The sequence below is a fragment of the Flavobacterium sp. genome, from assembly GCF_032153895.1.
In the GTDB taxonomy this organism is placed as follows: Bacteria; Bacteroidota; Bacteroidia; order Flavobacteriales; family Flavobacteriaceae; genus Flavobacterium.
Map to the genome: position 1 here is coordinate 46,122 of NZ_JALDYN010000002.1, position 23,566 is coordinate 69,687.

General features: G+C 39.2%; 9 protein-coding genes. 4 read left to right on the plus strand and 5 right to left on the minus strand.

The features are described 5' to 3' along the window. Positions 1 to 166: 166 nt before the first annotated feature. The 3 genes from RUH60_RS01465 to RUH60_RS01475 all read right to left on the minus strand — a co-directional run bounded on the left by RUH60_RS01465 (position 167) and on the right by RUH60_RS01475 (position 17,402). The gene (locus tag RUH60_RS01465; RefSeq protein ID WP_313804342.1) at positions 167 to 6,097 is read right to left on the minus strand and encodes a GEVED domain-containing protein; all 5,931 of its coding nucleotides are present in this window, start codon (positions 6,095 to 6,097) and stop codon (positions 167 to 169) included. A 587-nt stretch (positions 6,098 to 6,684) separates the two neighbouring features. Continuing rightward, positions 6,685 to 12,273 carry a GEVED domain-containing protein gene (locus RUH60_RS01470; protein WP_313804345.1) on the minus strand — a complete coding sequence of 1,863 codons (5,589 nt, stop codon included), beginning with the start codon at positions 12,271 to 12,273 and terminating at the stop codon, positions 6,685 to 6,687. Positions 12,274 to 12,533: 260 nt separating this feature from the next. Continuing rightward, positions 12,534 to 17,402: a GEVED domain-containing protein gene (locus tag RUH60_RS01475; RefSeq protein ID WP_313804348.1), complete on the minus strand. Its 4,869-nt coding sequence runs from the start codon at positions 17,400 to 17,402 to the stop codon at positions 12,534 to 12,536. 274 nt (positions 17,403 to 17,676) lie between these two features. Between RUH60_RS01475 and RUH60_RS01480 the strand changes: the two genes are divergently transcribed. The 4 genes from RUH60_RS01480 to hemL all read left to right on the plus strand — a co-directional run bounded on the left by RUH60_RS01480 (position 17,677) and on the right by hemL (position 22,677). Further along, on the plus strand, positions 17,677 to 19,587 hold the full coding sequence (locus tag RUH60_RS01480; protein WP_313804351.1) for a T9SS type A sorting domain-containing protein: 1,911 nt from the start codon (positions 17,677 to 17,679) through the stop codon (positions 19,585 to 19,587). Positions 19,588 to 19,651: 64 nt separating this feature from the next. Beyond that, a complete protein-coding gene (locus RUH60_RS01485) occupies positions 19,652 to 20,551 on the plus strand; it encodes a pyridoxal-phosphate dependent enzyme (protein WP_313804354.1) in 900 nt (299 codons plus the stop codon). A gap of 3 nt (positions 20,552 to 20,554) precedes the next feature. Beyond that, on the plus strand, positions 20,555 to 21,391 hold the full coding sequence (locus RUH60_RS01490; RefSeq protein ID WP_313804357.1) for a glucosaminidase domain-containing protein: 837 nt from the start codon (positions 20,555 to 20,557) through the stop codon (positions 21,389 to 21,391). Next, on the plus strand, positions 21,391 to 22,677 hold the full coding sequence (hemL, locus tag RUH60_RS01495) for a glutamate-1-semialdehyde 2,1-aminomutase (RefSeq protein ID WP_313804360.1): 1,287 nt from the start codon (positions 21,391 to 21,393) through the stop codon (positions 22,675 to 22,677). Before RUH60_RS01490 ends, hemL begins: the two co-directional genes overlap by 1 nt. 36 nt (positions 22,678 to 22,713) lie before the next feature. Here the strand turns inward: hemL and RUH60_RS01500 are convergent, their stop codons facing one another. Next, complete coding sequence (locus RUH60_RS01500; protein WP_313804363.1) at positions 22,714 to 23,052, minus strand: hypothetical protein; 339 nt, start codon at positions 23,050 to 23,052, stop codon at positions 22,714 to 22,716. Between the two features lie 81 nt (positions 23,053 to 23,133). Next, a complete protein-coding gene (locus tag RUH60_RS01505) occupies positions 23,134 to 23,562 on the minus strand; it encodes a hypothetical protein (protein ID WP_313804366.1) in 429 nt (142 codons plus the stop codon). Positions 23,563 to 23,566: the final 4 nt, after the last annotated feature.

Sequence of the window (23,566 nt, forward strand, 5' to 3'; positions counted from 1 at the left end):
AATTAGCAATTGATATCAAACGTGACTTTGGGATTTTGGAATGATAAAGATATACCATTTTAGAGGATAATACATTTTTAAAACTTGAAATTGGATTAAAGGCTCATAAAAGTCGATAAAAAAGCAAAGGCTCTAAAAATAAGAGCCTTTGAATCTAATTTAAGAGTTAAAAGATGACTTTTCGTTTCACAATTGCACCATTATCAAGTGTTATGTTAACAATAAGTGTTTTTTGTGATGATGTTAATGAGACAGCTTTGAACTCGTTTGCGTTGACTTTTGTACTATCCAACATAAGTTTTCCTAAAATATCATAAATTCGGATTTCTTTAATCAGATGAACATTAGATTTAATATTCAAATTAACATCAGCATAAATAATTACTGAATTTTCAAGCGCAGTAACATCGTCGTTTCCTAAAGTTGAATTGGTGTATCGTAAGACAAAGCGGTTTTCAAATTCACCTGCGATTGATGTAAAGCTGTATGCCGCCACTTTTAAATCGTGAATAATATTCAGATTAAGATCTTCAAGATAAATATTCTGATTGTTAAACTGATTGTCAAAATGGTCGATTCCGATAGTGTAATTGCCTTGCGCAGTTGCTTTAAATCCGATTGGAACTAAGTCGTTTTGATCAAAAGGCCAAGGTCGTCCCTGAATAGTTAATTTTTTATCCGCTCCTAAAGAATACAATTTTACAGCATTGCTGGCCAGAGCTTCTCCGTCAAAACCTCTGTCCCAGTTTTGAGTAGCACCTTCGGCATATCCAACTAGTATTTGACTGAATCCGCCATTGTTATTCGATAAGTTCAACCAGATTCGCTGTTTGTTGAAATCAGTTGAAGTTAAAGATTCTGATGGTTCAGACATTCTTAAGAAATTATTGTTGTTGCCTGTTACCCTCATGCTATTGTTGAAAAGTACATTTTGGGTAGATCCATTAAGCATTGAATCATCAGCGCTAACAAAGAAAGACTGACCGGCCGCAACATATCTTGAAGGTACTGTACCGCCTGTAGATGTTGTTGTGTTTCCTAAATAATTCACTGTTGCATAATCACTTGCTGTATAATTGTAAGTGAAATTTCCGTAGAACGGATCCGGAGCTGCCGCTGTAGGAGGCGTGTTGTGTGTCCATAAGTACACGGTTCCGTCTACAACCGGAATGTTGGTTGGATGATTCAGGAAGCTGACAATATCAATTGCCGATGGATAAGGATTTCCAATAAGATTCCACTCGTCATCGGCAGCTGTAATGATGGCACCGCCAACAGATGTGCCAATATTCGCATCAGTCCCTTTGGAAATAGGCATAAATATATCGCCATTATTCGGTGTTCCAGTGAACGTTACTGTATAAGTCTGTTTCGGACCTGTTGTTGGGAAAGACCCTGGAGCTCGGGCTATGATTCCTGTTGTAGGATTCATATTTGTTGCCGTCGAGATTTGTTGCCATGTTCCATTACCGTTGGACTGCGTAGGAAGGTATCGGTAAATATTACTGGTACCCGAAGTCAGATTGCCCACTTGGAAATTCGACGCCGTTGTTACCGGAGAATTCCAATACGTGTAATCTAATCGATACAATGGCTGTGTTAAGCGTTCCATATTCATAATCCCGATATTGGGCACATCGTTTGTTTGAATTAAACTACCGCTATTTCGGATAGTAAAACCACCGTTTGGATTAATATCTAAAGCATTAAGAACATTTAAATTATTACCTGAAGTAATTTCAAGTGAACCGGTAGGTTTGATGGTTAAATTGTTTGCATACGCATTATAATTTGCTCCAGAAATAATGGATGTGCTTGGAATGATTACACAATTGTCAATTGTAGGAACTCCGGATGGTTTCCAATTGTTTGGATCGCTCCAATTGGTAGTTATTCCGTCCCAGGTTTTAGTATTGTTTGTAATTAATATTGATTTTGATGCCAGACAACCATTGGATAGAGTCGTGGTTGCGGTGAAATTCCAGCTTGGTAATTCAATTTGCATTGGATTAGGCTTAATGTAAATAACAGTCACCGGTTGGTTGGTGTATGGATTTGTACAAGCAGCATCCGTAAACGCACTAACCGATCCGCCAGACCAGGTGAAGGTGGTGTTTAACGGTCTCACTCCAATCAGTTTTATATTGTCTATTGCCCAGCCGTCGTCCCAAGTTCCGTTATAAGTAAAGCGGAATCTTAACGAAGCGTTGTTGGTGTATGGTGTTAAATCTGCGGTTGTTTCAATAAATTTAGAAGCCGAACCCAAATCAGAATTGTACGTTTGAACATCTGTCCAATTTGTTCCGCCATCTATAGAAACTTGTAAAATTCCACTATCACCTCCATAATAAGAGTAGTATTGATTGAATGTTAAAGTTAAAGTAGAATATCCTGTTGTATTAATGTTAGAACTTGTACTTAATCGGGTAATTAATACTGAATTTTGATAATCCGATGTTGTAAATGCAAAACGGTTTCCAATAGTACCTAATGCCCCTGAATTGATTGCGGGAATCCATACAGTTGTAGCATTTGGTGCATAAGTACTAGTTTTTACACTCCATGGAGAATCGGATCCACCATTCGTATTGGTTGGAGTTGTAACAGTGAATCCGCCAATACCACTTTCAAAGTTCTCAAAGAATAACTCGTCAGTTGCAACATCTCCGGATACATTGATGCTGATTACTTGATTATCTCCACAAAGAATTGGATTGTCAGGTGTGAAAGTTATATTGGTTGTTGGTTTTATTGTTGCAGTAACAGGAGTTCTTGTTAGAGATTCACAAGTTCCGTTAAAAGCTGTTACATAAAAAACAGTGGTTGAAGCTAATACTCCAGTTGTCCATGAGCCGGTTGGCGTTACGCTAAGTGGAGTAGGAGCTGTATCAGAAGCATACCATCGGTATTCGGTTGTTCCACCGGTGCCAACTGCTGTCAGATTTACGGTATTTCCTGAACCGCAAACTTCACCGTTGACAACGCTGGTTATTTTTGATGGACAATCGGGCACTACAGCTATAGTGTAATCTTCGGTTTCACCAGACGCATACCCTGTTGTACAAGGGTCAATTGTGCTGGATTCGAAGAAGCTTCGAGTACGTATTCTCATGCGGTAATTACCTATTGATTGAGCTAATGGAACAATGAAGCCAAAAGAAGTATCGTCGGTAGCAATGTTGCCTGTAGTATAGACTTGTTCGTTAGCATCAGCAAAATCACCATCTGAATTCCAGTCTACAAATGCTATAATAAATTGACCACTGCTTCCGGTAAGCTCAATGTTAATGTTAATACCACCACCTGCAATTTGCGTAGCGATAGTGATGTTGGTAAAGTTGCCAAACCCACCACCGGAGCGACCCGTTGGAGCATTTGAAACATCATTAAGTGTGCCGACCGAGGTAATACCACTAATGTAAGCAGTTATTAAAGTTCCTGAGGATGGGCTGCAGTAACAAACACCCGAAGCAGTTGTAAAAGACCACGTTATTGGTGTTCCTGACGTAATTCCGCAGGAGTTTAAAGGAATAATCTGCCAATAGTAAGTTGTGTTTGGTAATAAGGTTCCTGCAGGTATGGTATAATCGGAATTGGTAACTGTTGCCGTTGGAGTTCCGGGTAATGCACCAGCTCCGAAATATACTTCATAGGATGTTGCATTGGCTACATTCCCCCAATTAAGTAGGGAAAGTGCATTGTATCCGCCATAGCAAACTCCGGTAGCATTGTTGGCTGGGGCAGGAGTACCGGCAACTGCTGTAACTGCCTGTGTAACTATTAAAGTTCTGTTTGGAGTTGTTGCAGTACAGCCGCTTGCGTTTGTCACTACAACATTGTAATCGTTATCCGCAGTTCCAGCAGTCGGATTTGTAATTACTAAGTTTGCCGATGTAGTACCACTGTATATGGCATCGTTGTTTAGAATTGTTGTTCCTCTTCGCCATTGATACGTTAAACCAGTTCCAGTTGCTGTTACACTGAATCCGCCAGTTGCATTACTACAAATGGTTGTGTTTACAGGTTGAACTGTAATAACAGGTAATGGATTGACAGTGAGATGAACGGTATTTGAGTATACAGGACAGGTTGCAGCATTTAGCACGATGTCATAATCATCGTCCGCAACCATTGTTGGATTGGTTATTGTTAGAGTAGCTGTTGTTACTCCTCCGTAGGGTGCGCCATTATTAAGAAGGACACCATTTTTTCGCCATCTGTATGAGGTTACACCTGTTGCGTTTATTGTAATGGTTCTGGTTCCTTGGCCTTCACAAACAGGGGCTGGTGAAACCGGTTGAACGTTAATCGTTGGAGTAACATTCACGGTAAGCGTTCTGTTTGCAGATGTTACCGAACAGCCTTCTACATTGCTTACAACTACATTGTAATTGTTTGCAGCATCGCCAGTTGTTGGATTTGTAATGGTTAGTATGTCAGAATTTGTTCCACTGAAGACAGCGTTGTCGGATAAGTTTGTAATGCCTCTTCTCCATTGATAGGTCAATCCGTTTCCAGTAGCCACAACACTGAAATTTCCTGTTCCTACAGTACAAATAGTTGTGTTAACAGGTTGCGTAGTTATTGCTGGTAATGGATTAACTGTTAAAATAACCGTTGTTGAAATAGTTTCACAAGGACCAGCATTAATGACAACGTCGTAAACACCGCCATTAAGGGCGATGCCTGGATTTGTAATTGTTAAAGTTGCGGTTGTTGTACCTGCATAAACTCCACCATTATTAAGATTTGTCCCATTTAGCCTCCATCTGTAGGTAAGTGCGTTTGACGCAACTACTGAAATTGTTGCAATGCCATTTCCTGCACAAACCGGTAATGGTGTCGCGGGTTGCGTCGTAATTGTTGCAATTGGCGTGACAACCACAGCTCTGCTTCCAGCGCCAGGACTCCAACAGGTACCGTCAAAAGAACGAATATAATAAGTTCCGGATGCTGTTACAACCCAAGGAGTGCTTGCTTCATTTGCGGTTGATGTTCCGTTAGCTGTAGTTTGCCAATACCATGTTTCACCAACGGAGGCAGATCCGGATTGTGTGATAGTTACCCCAGGAGGATTGCACTGAGGCGAATCGCTGGTTGGATTAGGAGGATTGTTTGGCGCAGCGTTGATGATTAGGCTGTGACCATCATTAATTCCGTTTGGATTGCTCACTATTACAGTTCCGTTGGTTGTTGTAGCCGCCACAACTGCAGTTATGGTTGTATTGTTAACAACAGTAACACTTGTACAAGGAATGCCGTTTATGGTAACGGTAGTACTTCCGCTAGTTGCAAAATTAGTTCCGGTTATTGTGATAGTTTCCCCAATGCAAACTGGAGCTACTGAGATAGAACTTACACTAATAAAGTTGAATGTGACCCTACCACTTGCACCGGCACCACCAGCGCGATTGGTGTTTCCAAATCCTCTTTCGCCTCCGCCTCCGCCTCCGCCAGGATTACTTCCGGGATCTCCAACTGCATTCTGATTTCCATTTCCACCAGCTCCAAAAACTCCACTGATAGTTCCGGAATCTCCGCCGTCACCACCGGAGTTTCCGCCTAGCGCTCCATTGTTTCCACTGTTATTTGCAGTACCGCCTGTGGCACTTCCACCTTGACTATTTGTAGGTAAGTTGAGGGGTTGCTGATTGCCTCTACCACCAGTACCTCCGTTAGCAGTTAGTGAAATTGAGCCTCCGTTTATTGTTGAAAGAACCCCGTTTCCACCTGTTCCACCTCCTGAATTACCACCATTACCTCCTTGACCTATAGTATATGTAAACATAGTACCGGTTGGTGCAGGAAGATTTAAGTAAGTCGTAGCGCCGCCTCCGCCTCCGCCATTTCCACCGTCATCATTAGAACTTGAGCCACCGCCACCGCCACCGCCACCCCAAGTTGTGGCGGTTACGTGGGTTACATTTGCTGGAACATTAAAAGTTCTTGGTGTTCCTAATGTTGGGGAATTGTCATTTCCAGGGAATTGTGCCAAAGCTTTTGTTGAAAGAAGGCAAATTGAAATTACTATCAGGTTTGATAATAAATTGTTTTTTATCGATAGTATTCCTTTACTTGAGTAATTGTTCTTTTTCATACGATTGACCTTTAACTTTTGAACATAGTTTGTTTATAGTGTTTGGGTCAAAATCAACTTTTACTGTTTTGGTAAAAGTGTATTATGGAGTAATTGGAGCACTGCTTGACGATAGAAACAAAGCAACTTTAGTTTATGCTCAAATATTCTGTAGTGGTGTTTGATATAATAAAATTAGAAGTTTTTTTTAGGTCAATTTTTATAAAGACAGAAATATTGATGAAAAGATAGAAATTACCGACAAAGTGAGTTTTTTTCATCAAAGAGGTTGGTAGTTAATGTTTTGAATTTGAAGTTATTATAATGGTTTTTGAAAAACCTGAATACTTTCTTTAGTGAGTTATGTTAGCAATGAGCTTTGTGTAGATGTAAACTTGTTGCAATTTTACAAGAAAAAATATTTTGCAACAAGAGTTGTTTCAAAATTTCAAAAAATATTTTTTTGCAACAGTTTTTGTGTCAAATTTTTTAAAATAATTTTTTTAACACAAGATTTTCAAAATTATAAATTGATGAAGTTTTAAAAGAAAAAAAGACCTTTCATTTTTTTGAAAGGTCTTTTTGAATTTATGAGATGTTATGGATTTTTAGAAAATCACTTTTCTGTTTACTATAGAACCATCTTCAAGAGTAACCATGACAATTAAAGCATTTTGTTTCGGACTTAAAGTAGCCGCCATAAATTCATTAGCATTTACTTTAGTGTTGTCTAATAACAATTTACCTAAAACGTCGTATACTTTGATTTCTTTGATTGGCTGTAAAGTTGATTTTACATTCAAATGATTATCTGTATAAATGATTACAGAATTTTCAAGTGTAACATCATCGTTTCCTAAAGTTGTATTAGTATAACGTAAGATGAAACGATTTTCGAATTCTCCCGCGTTTGAAGTGAAGCTGTATGCCGCCGCTTTCAAATCGTGGATGATCCCTAAATCACGGTCTTCCAAATAAATATTTTGGTTGTTGAAAGCACTGTCGAAATGGTCGATTCCGATAGTGTAGTTTCCTTGACCTGTAGCTTTGTATCCAAGTGGGACCAAATCCGTTTGGTCAAATGGCCAAAAACGAGATTGGATTGTCAATTTGGTGTCAGCACCTAAAGAGTAGAAACGAACTGCATTACCTGCTAAAGCTTCTCCGTCTAAACCTCTGTCCCATCCAAGGCTAGAACCTTCAATGTAACCGACTAACATTTGGCTAAATCCTCCGTTACCTGCTAAGTTTAACCAAACTCTCTGGCTAGTAACACCATCAGCATTAAAGTTGCTGCTTGGGTTACTTGCTCTTAAGAAATTAGTATTCTGGTTTGCAACACGCATTGAGTTTCGGAAGGTCACATTTTGAGTAGTTCCGTTAGCCATACCGTCATCGGCACTGATGAAGAACGATTGACCAGATGCAATGTATTGTGTCGGAGCTGTTCCACCAGAAGGAGCAGTTGTTGTTGCCCCAGCTTGGTTTACGGTTGCATAGTCGTTTACAGTGTAATTTTCAACATAATTGCCATAGAATGGATCGGTTACAGCCGCCGCTGGAGCAGTATTATGTGTCCAAAGGTAAATTGTTCCATCAACAACCGGTGTGTTAGCTGGATCTGATAAGAATAAAGCAATATCAATAGCCGAAGGGTATGGGTTTCCGATTAAGTTCCATTCGTCATCTGCATTGGTAACAGCGGTTGATCCGCCACTTGGCGTTGTACTACCAACGTTTGCATTGGTTCCTTTCGAAATAGGCATTAAAATATTTCCATTGTTTGGCGTACCTGTAAAGTTTGTAGTAAACGTTTGTTTAGGACCTGTTGTAGGGAATGTTCCCGGAGCTCTTGCAATAATACCAAAAGTTGGATTCATTGCTGTAGCCGCTGCTACTTGTGTCCAGATTCCATTTCCACCTGCTTGGGTAGGAGTGTAGCGGTATATATGGTTAGTTCCTGATGTTAAGTTACCAGCTGTAAAGTTAGAAGCCGTTGTAACAGGAGAGTTCCAGTATGTATAATCTAAACGATACATAGGAGCAGATACACGAGCAATATGAGCTGTTCCCGTATTTGCAACATTGTTTGTTTGAAGTAACGAAGCATCATCCTGAATGATTAAATCACCACCTGCATTAATGTTAACCCAATCAGTAACAGCTAAATTGTTGTTTGAATTTACAGTAAGTGTAGCTCCACTTTGAATTGTTAGGTTGCCTGCATAACCAGTGTAAGCAGCTCCGGAAATGATAGGTTTGTTTACGGTGTTTGGAATAACAACACAATCGGTATTGTTAGGAATTACACCACCTGACCAGTTTGAAGCAGTATTCCAGTTAGTGTTGGTAGCTCCACTCCATGTTTTTCCACCAGTGATGACAGCACTTCCTGTTCTATTAGCCGCGATAGCACTACATCCTGAAGCATCTGATACAGATAAAAGAGTGTAAGTTGTGGCTACAGAAGGTGAAACTGAGAATACGTGAGGTGAACTTGTAACACCAGTAATAGCTACAGGAGGATTGATTCCGTCAGAATAGGTAAAACTCCAAGGTTGTTGTCCTGTTAAAGTTACAGTAATATTATTTGTAGGATTACAAATTGATCCAGAACCAGACATAACTGCAGTTGGTCCGTTAATTACAAAGTTAGCAGGAGTTCTTACACCAGCGTTTGATGAACAAGCTGCATAATAAGTATAAGTTCCAGGTGTGTTTGTATTAACTAATCCTGAACCAGGAGTTCCAACTGGGTTGAAAGAGTTTCCGTTAGCGATTGGTGTTCCACCAGTTGCCGAAGTATACCATTCTATTGAGCCACCTAGGCCATTTGTTAAGAAACCAGGACCAGTAATATTCCAAGAATAAGTGTTTGTAATGGTAGTGTTACTTGCAGAATAAACAGTAGTAATTAGTTGGTAATTAACACCAGCTATCAAGTTAGCTGTAATTTCAGCTTCAAGTGATGTAGCACCTCCGTCATCATCACCTGCAATCCAAGTACCGGTTGCACAAGAACCTGGTGTAAATGGTCCTGTGACAATGTAGCCCATACCATCATATGCGGCAGTGTCAGGCATTGCGAAAGTATATGTTCCAGTAACACTAATTTGGAAGTTGGTTACAGTATAGTTTGCAGTTTCCGTGTCGAAAGCACATGGATCCCCACTTGAAATAAAGATTAGAGGTTGTAAGGCTACTGGGTCTGTTGCTGCGTTCCAAGCACCATTAATAGTTGTTCCTAAGTTAGCATTTGAAGCACAAGATCCACTTGCAGAAACAGTTGTGCTAGCTGCACCTTGACAAATTGTAGCACCTGTTGTTAATGGAGCTGTAACACCTGTTGTAAATCCAGTTGGTCCAACCCAAACACCTTGTTGTCCCGCACCAGCACCACAACGGGTTCTGATGTAAACCATATAATATGTGTTGTTGGTTAAACCAGTTAAGTTTACAGTTGTAACTCCAGCTCCAACACTTCCTGTTGGTGCTTGACCAGGACCAGGAATTGTTCCGACAGTAGTTACATAGTAGTCATATCCATTGGCAGGAGCAGGTGTAGCTGCAGTCCAGCTTACCGTAGCAGTTGTGGTTCCAACAGGAGCTACAGTTACAGTTGTAACGCTTCCAGCACAAGGCATTGAGGTTACTGTTAAAGTGTAATCTTCTGTTTCACCACTTGTAATGCTTCCGCAAGCATCAGGCGTTGAATCCAAATAGTTTGAACGGATTCTCATTCTGTGATTTCCTAAAGAAGCAGTATAAGGGATGGTGAAACTTCCTGTTGCATTGGCTACATAACCGTTTGAACCATATACTTTTTCACCGGCATCATCAAAATCAAAATCATTATTCCAGTCAACCCAAATGTTTACACCTGAAGAACCTCCGGTAAGTGTAAAGGAAAAGTTTACTGTGCCATAAGGAGCCTGACTTACGTTCATTGCGGTAAAGTTACCGAATCCCGTTGCAGAATATCCAGAAGCATTGTTTGTAATGTTTGTAGAACCACCAGTTGTAGAAAACTGATTAATAAAATAAGATGAACCAGTAGATGTTGAACTACAGTATGAACCGGCTAAAGTTGTGGTGTTTCCATTTAATGGTGAAGTCGTTAAATATAATGGACCTCCTGTACAGGCATTGTTATATGAAAACACAAAGAAATAGTATTGCGTTAACGGTGTTAAACCTGTTGCAGTAAAAGAAGTATTGGAATCAATATCAACTACAGTATTACCAGCTCCAACTGTTCCACCTATTGTGTAGGTGGTTGTGTTTACTGGAGAAGGAACTGCGCCTGTAGTATTCATAACAACTAAATAGCTGTTTGGAGCAGGTGAAGCTGCTGTGAATGCTCCAGAAACACTGTTTCCATCAGGAGTTAATACTAAAGCAGTTGGCTGTGCTGTAGGGGTTGTACAAGGACCAGAAGATGCAACGATAATTGTATAATCTTCGTATGCAGCAAATGAACCTGTATAACATGGTATTGGAGTTGCAGAGTCAGCAGCTCCTATTCTTAATCTGTGATTACCTATTGATGCTCCGGCAGGAACAACAAAACTTCCATTTAATGTGTTTGGACTTGTTGTTGTTGATAAACCAGTGTATACTTCTTCACCAGCATCGGCAAAGTCTCCGTCATTGTTCCAATCTACCCATATTTTTGTATTATAATCATATGTAGCAGTTTGGAATGTAATACTGAAGTTAACTGTAGATAGTTGTGTATGCGTTGAGGTCATGGCGCTGTAGTTGCCATAATTCCCTGCTTCAGCTCCAGTTGTATTGTTGATAGTTCCCATCGTAAAATTGGTAATACCTGTACCGTCTACACTTGTTGGTGCAGGAGTACAATAGAACATTGCTGTTGTTGTGTTTGCTGTCGCAGGAGCGGTTGTTCTGTAAAGTGGACCTCCTGAACAAGCATTGTTGTTGTAGGAGAACACAAAGAAATAATATGTAGTTACTGGATTTAATCCAGTAACCGAGAAGTTTGTATTCGCATCAATATCGGCTACAATATTTCCAGCGCCAATAGTTCCTCCAACTGTATATGAAGTTCCATCTACTGGTGAAGGAGTTGCTCCAGTTGTATTATAAACAACTAAATAATTTGATGGGGCAGGTGCAGCTGCTGTAAATGTACCGTTTATAGTACCACTAACAGGTGTTAAGTTTAAAGCTGTAGGTGATGCTGTTGGTGTTGTGCATGGCGCTACAGATTGCACACAAATTGTAAAAGCATTTGCCATTTGGTCTCCGCCCCAATCGTAAACTTGCACATAATACCAGTTTCCGATAGTCAACCCGGTTAAGGTCATGGTTTCTACTCCAGCATCAAAGGTTGCATCTGTACATGCGCCACCAGTTGGGGTAGTTGCACTTCCACAAGCTGTAAAAGCACCAATTACTGCGTCAAATCCTGTGTTTCCATCAACAGTAACTATATGAGTAGCGGTTGTTGCTTGAAAACGATACCAAACGGCGTTTTCAGTTCCGTTAGTACATTCTCCAGTTTCATTATTGTCTGTTGCGCCTAGTGTTGATCCAGTAACTGGAGTACAAGCTGCAGCTGGAGTTAAGATTGTTCCAGTACTACATACGTCATTTGCAGGAGGTGTAGTAACGCACAAACTGTTTAAGACCATGTCGTTATTATTTCCGACGTTAACAACTTTTATCCAATAGTTACCGTTTGTGGTAATATTGTATGACAATGTCTCAGTTTGAGCACTGTTATTTGCGGTGTCTGCATTGGCACAAGCTAAATTTGAAAGTGTACCAGCACAAGCTCCATTTGATGAGCCAATTAATTGTAGAGCTAGATTTCTATCCGCAGCACTAGCTGTAACGTTTATGGTTACAGGAGCAGTTGTAACGTTAATAATGTACCAACCCTCACGTCTAAAAGTTCCTCCAAGTGCACAAGGAGCTGCTGCAATTCCAGGATTGGTTTGTGTGCCGTCGTTAATTGTTCCGCTTACACAGGCCCCATTTATTGTAACGGATGTCGCTGTACCACAATTAGTACCTTGTGCAAAATTTTTCTGAATCGATAAAAGCAGAAAAAAGGTAAGAAAAACGAACAAGGAAGTGCTTTTTTTCTTCCAGCTTACTTTTGCTTTTCCATTGCATTCATCTTGAGAAGATTCTGAAGATTTTTTTTGATAAAAGTAATTTTTTTTCACGATTCTGTATTGATTTGTTATAATATTTTACTAAACAATGTTAAGGAATTGTGAAAATAATGATTTGTCGATAATATGCAAAAAAAAACGATAAAATTTATATTTTTTGTGATATAATTTTGTGATATCTCTAGTGTTTATGCGGCTTCCGAGTGATATTATTTTATCAACAAAAAATTAACAGATAAGCAACATGTAATAAAAAAGACCTTTCATTTTTTTGAAAGGTCTTTATGTATTTTAAGATGTTGTATGGTTATTTAGAAAATTACTTTTCTGTTTACAGTTGAACCATCTTCAAGAGTAATCATGACAATTAAAGCATTTTGTTTCGGACTTAAAGTAGTAGCCATAAATTCGTTAGCATTTACTTTAGTGTTGTCTAGTAATAATTTGCCTAAAACGTCGTATACTTTAATCTCTTTGATTGGCTGTAAAGTCGATTTTACATTCAAGTGATTATCAGTATAAATGATTACAGAGTTTTCAAGTGCTGTAACATCATCGTTTCCTAAAGTTGCATTAGTATAACGTAAGATGAAACGATTTTCGAATTCTCCCGCGTTTGAAGTGAAGTTGTATGCCGCCGCTTTCAAATCGTGGATGATGCCTAAGTCGCGGTCTTCCAAATAAATATTCTGGTTGTTGAAAGCACTGTCAAAATGGTCGATTCCGATAGTATAGTTTCCTTGACTGGTTGCTTTGAAGCCAAGTGGAACTAAATCAGTTTGGTCAAATGGCCAAAAACGAGACTGAATAGTTAATTTTTTGTCAGCTCCTAAAGAGTAGAAACGAACAGCATTACCTGCTAAAGCTTCTCCGTCTAAACCTCTGTCCCATCCAAGGCTAGAACCTTCAATGTAACCGACTAACATTTGGCTAAATCCTCCGTTACCTGCTAAGTTTAACCAAACTCTCTGGCTAGTAACACCATCAGCATTAAAGTTGCTGCTTGGGTTACTTGCTCTTAAGAAATTAGTATTCTGGTTTGCAACACGCATTGAGTTTCGGAAGGTAACATTTTGAGTAGTTCCGTTAGCCATACCGTCATCGGCACTAATGAAGAACGATTGACCCGCTGCGATGTATCTTGTTGGTGGAATTCCTCCAGAAGGTGCGGTTGTGGTTGTTCCTGCTTGGTTTACCGTTGCATAGTCATTTATGGTATAATTTTGAGCGTAATTTCCATAAAATGGATCTGGTGTTGCTGTTGCAGGAGCAGTATTATGTGTCCAAAGGTAAATTGTTCCGTCAACTACTGGTGTATTGGCAGCGTCTGTTAAAAAGGAAACAATGTCAATTGCAGAAGGGTATGGGTTTCCGATTAAGTTCCACTCATCATCTGCATTGGTAACAGCAGTCGTGCCGCCTGGCGGTGTTGTACCAACGTTTGCATTGGTTCCTTTTGAAATCGGCATTAAAATGTTTCCATTGTTAGGTGTACCGATAAAGTTAGTAGTAAACGTTTGTTTCGGACCTGTTGTTGGGAACGTGCTTGGCGCTCTTGCAATAATACCAAAAGTTGGATTCATTGCTGTAGCCGCTGCTACTTGTGTCCAAGTTCCGTTACCTCCAGCTTGTGTTGGGGTGTATCTGTAAATTAAATTAGTTCCTGAAGTTAAGTTGCCGACAGCAAAATTTGAAGCTGTTGTAACCGGAGAGTTCCAATAGGTGTAATCCAGTTTGTACATCGGTTGTGAAATTCGCTCATAATTGATAATACCGGTGTTAGCAACATTGTTTATCTGAAGTAAACTGCCGCTGTTATGAATGTTGAATATTCCTCCGGCGTTAACATCAACCCAATCAGTAACAGTAATGTTGTTGCTAGATTGTAGTTCTAAATGGCCAGTATTTTTAACAGTTAAATTTCTTCCATAAGCATTGTAGCCTGCGCCAGATATAATTGAATTATTCGGAGCTGAAGGCACAACAACACAAGTGTTAGCATCCGGAACTCCAGCTGGCTCCCAGTTGTTTGGATCGTTCCAGTCTGAGCTAATTCCGCGCCAGAATTTGGTTTTATTGTTAACTGTAATAAGTCTTGAAACTGGGCAGCCATTAGCTAATGTTGCTGTAGCGGTAAATGACCAATCAGGATCTGTTAGCTGTGCGCCAGTTGGTTTAACATAAACTGTTGAAACACTTTGTGCTACATAAGGAATTGTACAAGCTGCATCAATATAAGCATCAACTGTAGCACCGCTCCAAGTAAATGTTGTGTTCATTGGTCTTGTTCCGTATAAGCGAACATCATCAACAGCCCAGCCATCTGCCCATGCCGAACCACCAGCTAAATGATAACGAAATCGTATCATTAAACTCGGAGCGCCGGCATATGCCGTTAAATCTAAAGAAACTTGAGCAAAATCACCTGCGTATCCTTGTGTTGAAGTGTAAGACTGAATAGTTGTCCAGGCACCTCCTCCATTGGTTGATACATCTACATCTGCCCACTGAGCGGGTTCACCCGCATAATAAGAAAAGTGATGTCTGAAAGTTAGGAATAAATCACTGTAAGTAGATGCATTTAAAACTCCAGATCTTAAAATCATGTCTTTAGGGTTCGGAGCCGCAAAGTCGGACACTGATAGTGCAAATTGATCCCCTACGGTTCTTGAAACTAAAGCAGGCTTCCATACCGCTCCGGTTGGGATGTATGGGCTTGTGCGAACTGTCCATTGTGTGTTGGCATTTGCAGCAACGTTTTGACGAATTAAAGTTCCGAAAGTACCATCGTTAAAATTAACATTTATCAGATCTTCTATTACATTGTCTCCGGAAGCAGTGATGGAAACGATATTGTTTTCTCCACAAACCTCAGGAGTTGATGGGGTTACTGTAATTATGGATGATAAGTTAACTTTTGCAATTACTTTTTCTCTGAACAAAGATTCGCAAGCTCCGTTAAAAGCTGTTACATAGTATGTCGTGGTTGTCCCTATTGAAGGTGTTGTCCATAAATTTCCACCCGAAGTTCCGACAAGAGTTCCTCCTGTAGCTGAGTCGTACCAACGGTATTGTGTGGTTCCGGCTGTTCCGTATGCGTATAAATCCACTGTGCCAGGTTCACATCGGGTTCCATCGGTTACCGAAGTTATTTTTGCTGGACAGTCAGCAACAACAGTGATGGTGTAATCTTCAGTTTCTCCATTGGCTAGATTACCACAAGGTCCGAATGCTTGAGCGGTTTCGTATGCTCTGATTCGGATTCTGTAATTTCCGGGAGGTGTGCCCATCGGAACTACAAAACCGAACGAACCTGCAATCGTTTGAACACCTCCTGTTTGATAGACTAACTCGGGTGCGGCATCAGTGAAAACACCATCAAGATTCCAATCCACCCAAACTCTCATAAACATACGAGATTGAGCTAATAAATAGTCAACATTAATTCCGCCGCCTTCTACTTGTGTGGTAGTAGGAAGAGCTGTATAATCAGCATATCCGCCAGCTGTTCCTCCAGTGTTTGTGTTGGACATGTTGGTTAGATTTCCGATTGTTTGTACACTTTGAATGTATCTTGTGTTCGGATTTGATGAAGTAGGCGAGCAGTAGCTTACATTTAAAGTTGTTGTGTTTCCTGTTAATGGGCTTGTTGTAAAATACAATGGTCCACCGGTACAAGCAGAATTGTAGGAATAAACAAAGAAATAATATGTGGTTAAGGCTGTAAGTCCTGTTGCGTTAAAAGTGTTGTTTCCATCAACATCTACAACATAGTTACCACCGGTTAAATTCTGACCAGCTGTATAGGTTGTTCCATTGCTAATTAATCCGGTTGGAGCAACACCTGATGTATTGCGAATAACAAGATAATTATCAGGTTGAGGAACAGCATGAGTAAATGAGCCTGAAATAGAGTTTCCTGAAGGGACTAGATTTAAGGCTGTTGGTTGAGCTGTTGGTGTTATACATGGTAAAGGAGCTACAACTCGAACGGTGTAATCTTCGGCTTGTCCATAATCGGTTGTGGTACAAGGTCCGGTATATACATTATAGTTTTTAACAACTCTCATTCTGGTGTAGCCCAATGTTGCTCCTGCGGGAACAGTTATGTTTGCGGATGCTATAATAGCATCAATACCTGTTGAGTTGGTTATGGTTCCTATGTTAAACTGTTCTACACCGGCAGTTGTTTCAAACGTGCCATTCTGGTTAAAGTCTATATAGACTCTTATGTAGTTTGTGAAGTTTCCTCCAGTATTTCCTTGTGTTGAAAATAGATAAGTTTGGCCTGGGTTGACAGTTGCGATATCACAAAAGGATTCATTTGCGGGTGTGCCATTAATAGTGGCGGATGTTGTATTGTTGATTCCGGCAAAATTGACATTGGTTATAGGTTCAATATTGATGGTGTATGGTTTGGTACAAGTTGGTAGATTGGTAAAAGCAGATGTATAAGTGATTCGAATCAATCCTTGTGCACCTGCGCCTCCAGTTCTGTTACCTCCGGTTCTACTTGCTCCAGATCCACCACTGGCATAATTATTTCCGTTATTTCCGTTGGTATTTCCGGTTACTCCGGTAGCGCCATTACCTGCAGGAGCTACTCCTATACCTCCTACACCAACAACGGCATCGCCGCCATTTGCTAATGTACCAGCGCCAGCGCCGCCTCCGCCTGATGTTCCTGCAGCTGATGTTCCGCCATTACCACCGCGAAAACGCGTTGTTCCAGTACTTCCGGCTACAGTTCCTCCGTTTCCTCCGTTTCCATTTGTAGAGCCTCCAAAACCACCTTGGGCTACTATTTGGTTAGTGTTCCAGGTTGTGTTTTCTCCGTTGTTTCCGTTATTGTTTCCGGCTGCTGTAGCTGCTCCAGCTTGACCTACGTAAAAATTGATTGTTGTGTTAGGTGTTACTGCGATTGTAGAGCTTGCATATGCACCACCACCACCACCACCGGATTGTCCATTCGGATTTCCTTTTCCGGCACCGGAACCACCACCTCCCCAGCATTCAACTGTTATGGAGGTAACATCGCAAGGAACATAAAAACTTCCGTTTCCTGTAGTGTTGACTGTAATCGTTGTTTGAGCGAAACTTGTACTATAAGTTAGTATAAAGAGAAGTAAACTTAAAAATGTACACTCTTTTGTTTTTTGGGTTAGGTAGTTTTTTTTCATAGGGCAATTTTTTGAAATGAAACATTTATAAATATAAATATTTTTTTCTCAATTTAACTGCTGTTTTGTTAAAAATTATTGTTTTTCTAGTGTTAAATTATTGTCAAGTACTTATTTTTCTATGCTTTTATTTGAGTTTTATTTTTTGATATTTATGTTTTTAATGGGTTATAAAATGCTCTTTATCGATTTTTAATATAAATATTGAATATAAAATTGCAACTACCTTATTTATTGATATTTTTGTAGCATGAAATCTAAAACTCTGTTTGTTATGAATGGAAAATTACTTCAAAGCGTTTTATTGCTTTTGTTTGTTGGAGGGTATGCCTGTACAGCTCAGATGTATGTAAGTCCAAATAGCTATGTTTATGTGAATAATGAGCATGTATTTGTTACTAGTGATTTAGAGTTAAATTCAGCGACAAGTAATTTGTTTCTGAGAAATGATGGTCAGCTTTTACAAGGAACCACTGGATCGGGAGTAAACAAAGGTGTGGGTGATTTATCAGTATATCAGGAAGGAACCTCTAACAACTTTGGTTATAACTATTGGTGTTCACCTGTAGGTATGCCTTTGGCTGCAGCGGGTAATAATACTTTTGGGATTGGTCAATTGAAAAGACCTAACGGAGTTATGGGATTTGGCGGACAGAGTATTATTTCTTCCTATGATGGTTCTGCTACAAACGCGACTTTAGCGATTTCAAATAAATGGATTTACAAATACATTACCTCTAACATCTATGCAAATTGGGTATATGTAGGATCTGCAAATACAATTAATGCAGGTGAAGGTTTTACAATGAAAGGTGTTAGCGGATCTGATAATACAACCATTTTAGGTGTTCAAAACAATCCGGGTAACAATCAGCGTTACGATTTTAGAGGAAAACCAAACGATGGAACAATCAATATCGCTGTTGGAAGCACAGCCGGACCAGATTACCCGAATCAAACCTTAACAGGAAATCCGTATCCGTCAGCAATTAATCTTAATGCCTTTTTGTTAGAAAATAGCGGTTGGAGTATTAATTATACAACTGGAGTGGTTTCTGCAGGTGGTGCAACTAACGTGATTAACGGAAATGCCTACTTTTGGGAGCACGTAAAACCAGCGACATCACATTATTTGAATCAATATATTGGAGGTTATGGAGTTTATTCTCCAAACGGTGCTAACATCGGAACTCCAGGAACCTATGTTTCAGCAACATGGAATACGTATAATGCTGACGGAACACCGAATACAACCGGAGCTCTTACAGGAAGTACATACAAAAGGCAATTTTCTCCAATCGGACAAGGTTTCATGATTCGTGGAATTGCCAATGGTAATGCACAAATGAAAAATATCTATAGAGTTTACAAAAAAGAAGGAGCTGTTAACGATTCACAATTTGAGAAATCAGCTAATGTTTCTTCATCATTTACTCAGGATAACCAAAATTGGGAAGATATTCCAAATGTTGCCGGAACAGATTATACTCAGATTTCTAAAAGACAAGTACCGCAATTCAAATTGCATACGGTTTTAAATAATCAATATACACGTGAAACGGCTTTAGCATTTAATCCAATTGCATCAAATGGATTAGACAATGCTTTCGATGGTTCTACTCCTGATGGAAATTTGCCAATGGACATGTATTTTCCAATTGACAATAAACAATGTGTGATTTCTACGCAACCATTCGATATCGATGCTCGTATACCTGTTGCCTTTAAAAACAATCAGCAAGTTACATTTAGAGTAACGGTAGCGGAGTTGATTAATTTCGATATGTCTGAAACCATTTTTATGCACGACAAACAAACTGGATTGTATCACGATATCAAAAATAATTTCTTTGAGGTTACTTTGCCAGCTGGAAATGTTCAGGACAGATTTGAAGTTACGTTTAGAGATGCGACATTGTCAATTGATGATTCTGTGATTTCCTCTTTAGAAGTATATCAGAATAACGATGCCGGATTGTTAACCATTAAAAATCCACTTCAAGCTGAATTGAAATCGTGCGAAGTATTTGATGTTGCCGGAAAACAGATTTTTGCTAAGCAGCAATTAGGTTCAGACGATACGTATGAGTTTTCAACAAGTACTTTGGCTGAGGGAGTTTATATCGTTCGTTTAAACACTAATGATAATCAGCAAATTGGTAAAAAAGTTATCGTTAAAAAATAATCGATACTATAATATTAAAGGTAGGAGTGCAATCGAAAGGTTGCACTTTTTTTATTTTTGTAAAATGAAATCTTTTAATCAGCAAATTCAATATGATTTACCAAACAATATATCTCTAGTTATAAAGAGAGAAGATTTGTTGCATCCGGATATTTCAGGGAATAAATTCAGAAAGCTGAAATACAATATAGAAAAAGCTAAAGCGTCAGGGTTTACTAAGCTTGTAACTTTTGGAGGCGCATTTTCAAATCATATTTTGGCAACAGCTGCTGCGGGCTCAGTGTATGATTTAGCTACAATTGGCATAATTCGGGGAGAAGAACTTGCTTTTAAAATCGCTGAGAATCCAACTTTAAGCAGAGCAAAAGAACTTGGGATGCAATTGGTTTTTATTCCCAGAGAGGCATATCAAGAGAAGGATTCGGAGTCATTTCTAAGGGATGTAAAATTGAAGTATTCGGATGCTTATTTGGTTCCGGAAGGTGGAACAAATCCATTGGCGGTTAAGGGTTGCGAAGAAATTTTAACTGACGAAGATGCTGTTTTTGATTATGTGTGTTGTGCAGTCGGAACAGGAGGAACCATTTCCGGTTTGATTAATTCTTCTGCTGAAAATCAAAAAGTTCTCGGTTTTCCAGCGTTAAAAGGTTCGTTTTTATTCGACGATATTCGTAGATTTGCCCGGAATGACAACTGGAATTTGATTCAAGGCTATGAATTTGGTGGCTATGCTAAGATTTCTCCTGAATTGGTACATTTCTTGAATGACTTTTATGAAAAGACTGAAATCCCACTGGATCCAATTTATACCGGAAAAATGATGTTTGGGATACTGGATATGATTCGGCAAGGGAAATTTCCTGAGCATTCAAAAATAGTAGCCATTCACACTGGAGGCTTGCAAGGAATCCAAGGAATGAACCAACATTTGTTAAAAAAGAATTTGCCCATTATAAACTACTAATTTATGTTGAAGAAAATAATTGTATTGTGTTTGCTGGCGATATTGTATAGCTGCGGAAGTTCTAATAAAGTGAGAACAACGACCACTACAAAGCCAAAACCTAAAACGACAGTTAAAAAGCCGGTGGTTACTTCGTCTTCTAAAAACACTTCGGGGAGTAAAACTGAGATTTTGGAGGCGACATCTAAAGTAGGAGTAACTTCGGATAATGTAAAAACGTACATTTCTCAGTTTAGTGAAATTGCCAAAGACAATATGCGTCAACACGGAATTCCTTCAAGTATCACGATGGCTCAGGGGATTTTAGAATCGGGCGCCGGAACAGGTACTTTGAGTGTAAAGGCGAATAATCACTTCGGAATAAAATGCCATACAGGTTGGACAGGGGAAAGCGTAAGACACGATGATGATGCAGCTCAAGAATGTTTCCGTAAGTATGATCATGCTTCAGAATCCTATCGTGACCATTCCTTGTTTTTAACTTCAAGAAGCCGTTATGCAACCCTTTTTAAATTAGAGAAAGGCGATTATGTAGCTTGGGCTAAAGGATTAAAAGCAGCGGGCTATGCTACAGATCCTAAATATCCGGATAAATTAATCGGTTTGATTGAACGTTACGAACTATATAAATTAGATGAGGAAGTTTTAGGAGGAAGCTACAAAAGTATTGCAAAAGTATCTGAAATGCCTCTGGATTCAACTTCTTATCGTGTAGTTCAGGGCGATACGCTGTATTCTATTTCCAAAAAATTTAATTTAACAGTAGAACAGTTGGTACAGCTTAACAATTTACCTTCCAATGCGATTTCAATCGGACAAATATTAAAAATAAAATCATAATGAACTATCAAAGAAGCAGTCAGCTGTTTGTTGAGGCTGCGAAAGTTATACCGGGAGGCGTTAATTCTCCCGTTCGTGCATTTAAAGCGGTAGGCGGAACTCCGATTTTTGTAAAAGAAGCCAAAGGTGCTTATCTCTTTGACGAGGACGGAAATCGTTACATCGATTATATTAATTCTTGGGGGCCAATGTTGCTGGGTCACGCTTTTGAACCGGTAGTTAATGCAGTAATTGAAAAAGCTAAAAAAGGAACATCGTTTGGAACACCAACAGCTCTTGAAACCGAAATTGCTGCTTTGGCAGTTTCAATGGTGCCCAATGTAGATAAGATCCGATTTGTTAATTCTGGTACGGAAGCTTGTATGAGCGCAGTGCGTTTGGCTAGAGGTTATACGAAGCGTGATAAAATAATCAAATTCTCAGGCTGTTATCATGGGCATTCCGATTCGTTTTTAATAGCAGCCGGAAGTGGATTGAGTACTTTCGGTGTGCCAAATAGCCCTGGGGTAACTTCAGGAACCGCAAAGGATACGTTACTTGCAAAATATAATGACATTGCTAACGTAAAAGAATTGTTTGCGGCGAATCGAAATGAAATAGCAGCAATCATTATTGAACCTGTTGCCGGCAATATGGGTTGTATTCCTCCAAAAGATGGTTTTTTAAAAGCTTTACGTGAAGTTTGTACTGAAAATGGAGCTTTGCTTATTTTTGATGAAGTAATGACCGGATTTCGATTGGCAAAAGGCGGAGCGCAAGAATTATTCGGAGTTAAGGCAGATATTATTTGTTTTGGAAAAGTAATTGGCGGTGGTTTGCCGGTAGGTGCCTTTGCCGGGCGTAAAGAGATAATGGATTATTTGGCGCCACTAGGACCGGTTTATCAGGCAGGAACACTTTCGGGAAATCCTTTAGCAATGGCTGCCGGATATGAGATGTTGAAAAGCATTAATAATGATTCGGAATTGTTTAACCGTTTAGAAGAGAAAACTGCTTATCTTGAAAAAGGATTGCATGCTGAACTATCAAAACATTCAATAGCATATACGATTAACCGAGTGGGCTCGATGATTTCCGTTCATTTTGATCCTAATCCGGTTTATGATTTTCAAACAGCTGCTAATGGCGATAACGAAACGTTCAAGAAGTTCTTTCACGGGTTGTTGAAAGAAGGAGTTTATATTGCACCATCAGCCTACGAAACTTGGTTTATTACCGATGCGCTTTCTTATGAAGATTTAGATTTTACTATAGCGGCAGCGGGAAGAGTTGCCGAAATATTATAAAATAAAAAAAACCACCTAAAAGGTGGTTTTTTATTTTTATTTTTTCTCATTTACAATGAGTTGTCTGTATAGTGCATTGTCTTTTTTCATCAACATGTCTATTTTCTCATTGCTTAAAGTTGCTCTTAACTTAGCATCAATAATTTTTGCGATTCCGTCTTTACGCTCATCTGACAATTCAGGAGTTGAAAGCCCATCATGTTTTTTCAAAAACAAATAGTATAAAGCTTCTTCTGTATTTTTGTCAAAATCGATAACTTCTTTCAATAAGCGAACATCATGTCTAGCTGCTTCGTCAAATTTCGATTTCTCTTGTGCGTTCATTCCTGCTGAAAAAGCAAATAACATCACAAAAAGAGCAATTATTTTTTTCATAATTTGTTAAAGGTTTATGGTTATTGTCGTCAAATCTAAACAAAAATGTGATAAAACCAAAATTTCAAATTTATAATAACATTATTTCTTTGATTTGTGACGCATCTCTTTTCTTTTTCCGTCAAAATGTTCTTTTCGGTCTGCTTTTTGTGCTTCCCATTTTTCCATTTGTTTTTCAGACAGAATTTTTTTCATTTCCGCTTTATGCGCAATTTGTTCGTCAAGCATTTTACTTTTCATGGCGTAACGCTGCTCTGTTGTTGGTTTTACATCGTCGGATTTAATAGCCTCACGTTTTGCTTTTGCTTCTTCTCTTTTTTGTTGTTGTTTAACCAAAAGCGTTTTCATGTCTTTTTGCTGCTTTTCGTTCAAATCTAAATCCAAAGTCATTTTTTTAACCTGTAAATCAACACGCTGTTCTGGAGATAATTGTTCGCGTGTCGTTTTTTTCTCTTGTGCTTGTGTGGTCAATCCGATAAATGCGATTGCCAAGATTGCTAATTTTTTCATGATA

What these genes read in the sequence shown, in the direction of transcription:
- RUH60_RS01465 (WP_313804342.1), bottom strand. Translation starts at nt 6,097, where the DNA reads ATGAAAAAGAACAATTACTCAAGTAAAGGAATACTATCGATAAAAAAC.
- RUH60_RS01475 (WP_313804348.1), bottom strand. Translation starts at nt 17,402, where the DNA reads ATGAAAAAAAACTACCTAACCCAAAAAACAAAAGAGTGTACATTTTTA.
- RUH60_RS01480 (WP_313804351.1), top strand. Translation starts at nt 17,677, where the DNA reads ATGAATGGAAAATTACTTCAAAGCGTTTTATTGCTTTTGTTTGTTGGA.
- RUH60_RS01485 (WP_313804354.1), top strand. Translation starts at nt 19,652, where the DNA reads ATGAAATCTTTTAATCAGCAAATTCAATATGATTTACCAAACAATATA.
- RUH60_RS01490 (WP_313804357.1), top strand. Translation starts at nt 20,555, where the DNA reads ATGTTGAAGAAAATAATTGTATTGTGTTTGCTGGCGATATTGTATAGC.
- hemL (WP_313804360.1), top strand. Translation starts at nt 21,391, where the DNA reads ATGAACTATCAAAGAAGCAGTCAGCTGTTTGTTGAGGCTGCGAAAGTT.
- RUH60_RS01500 (WP_313804363.1), bottom strand. Translation starts at nt 23,052, where the DNA reads ATGAAAAAAATAATTGCTCTTTTTGTGATGTTATTTGCTTTTTCAGCA.
- RUH60_RS01505 (WP_313804366.1), bottom strand. Translation starts at nt 23,562, where the DNA reads ATGAAAAAATTAGCAATCTTGGCAATCGCATTTATCGGATTGACCACA.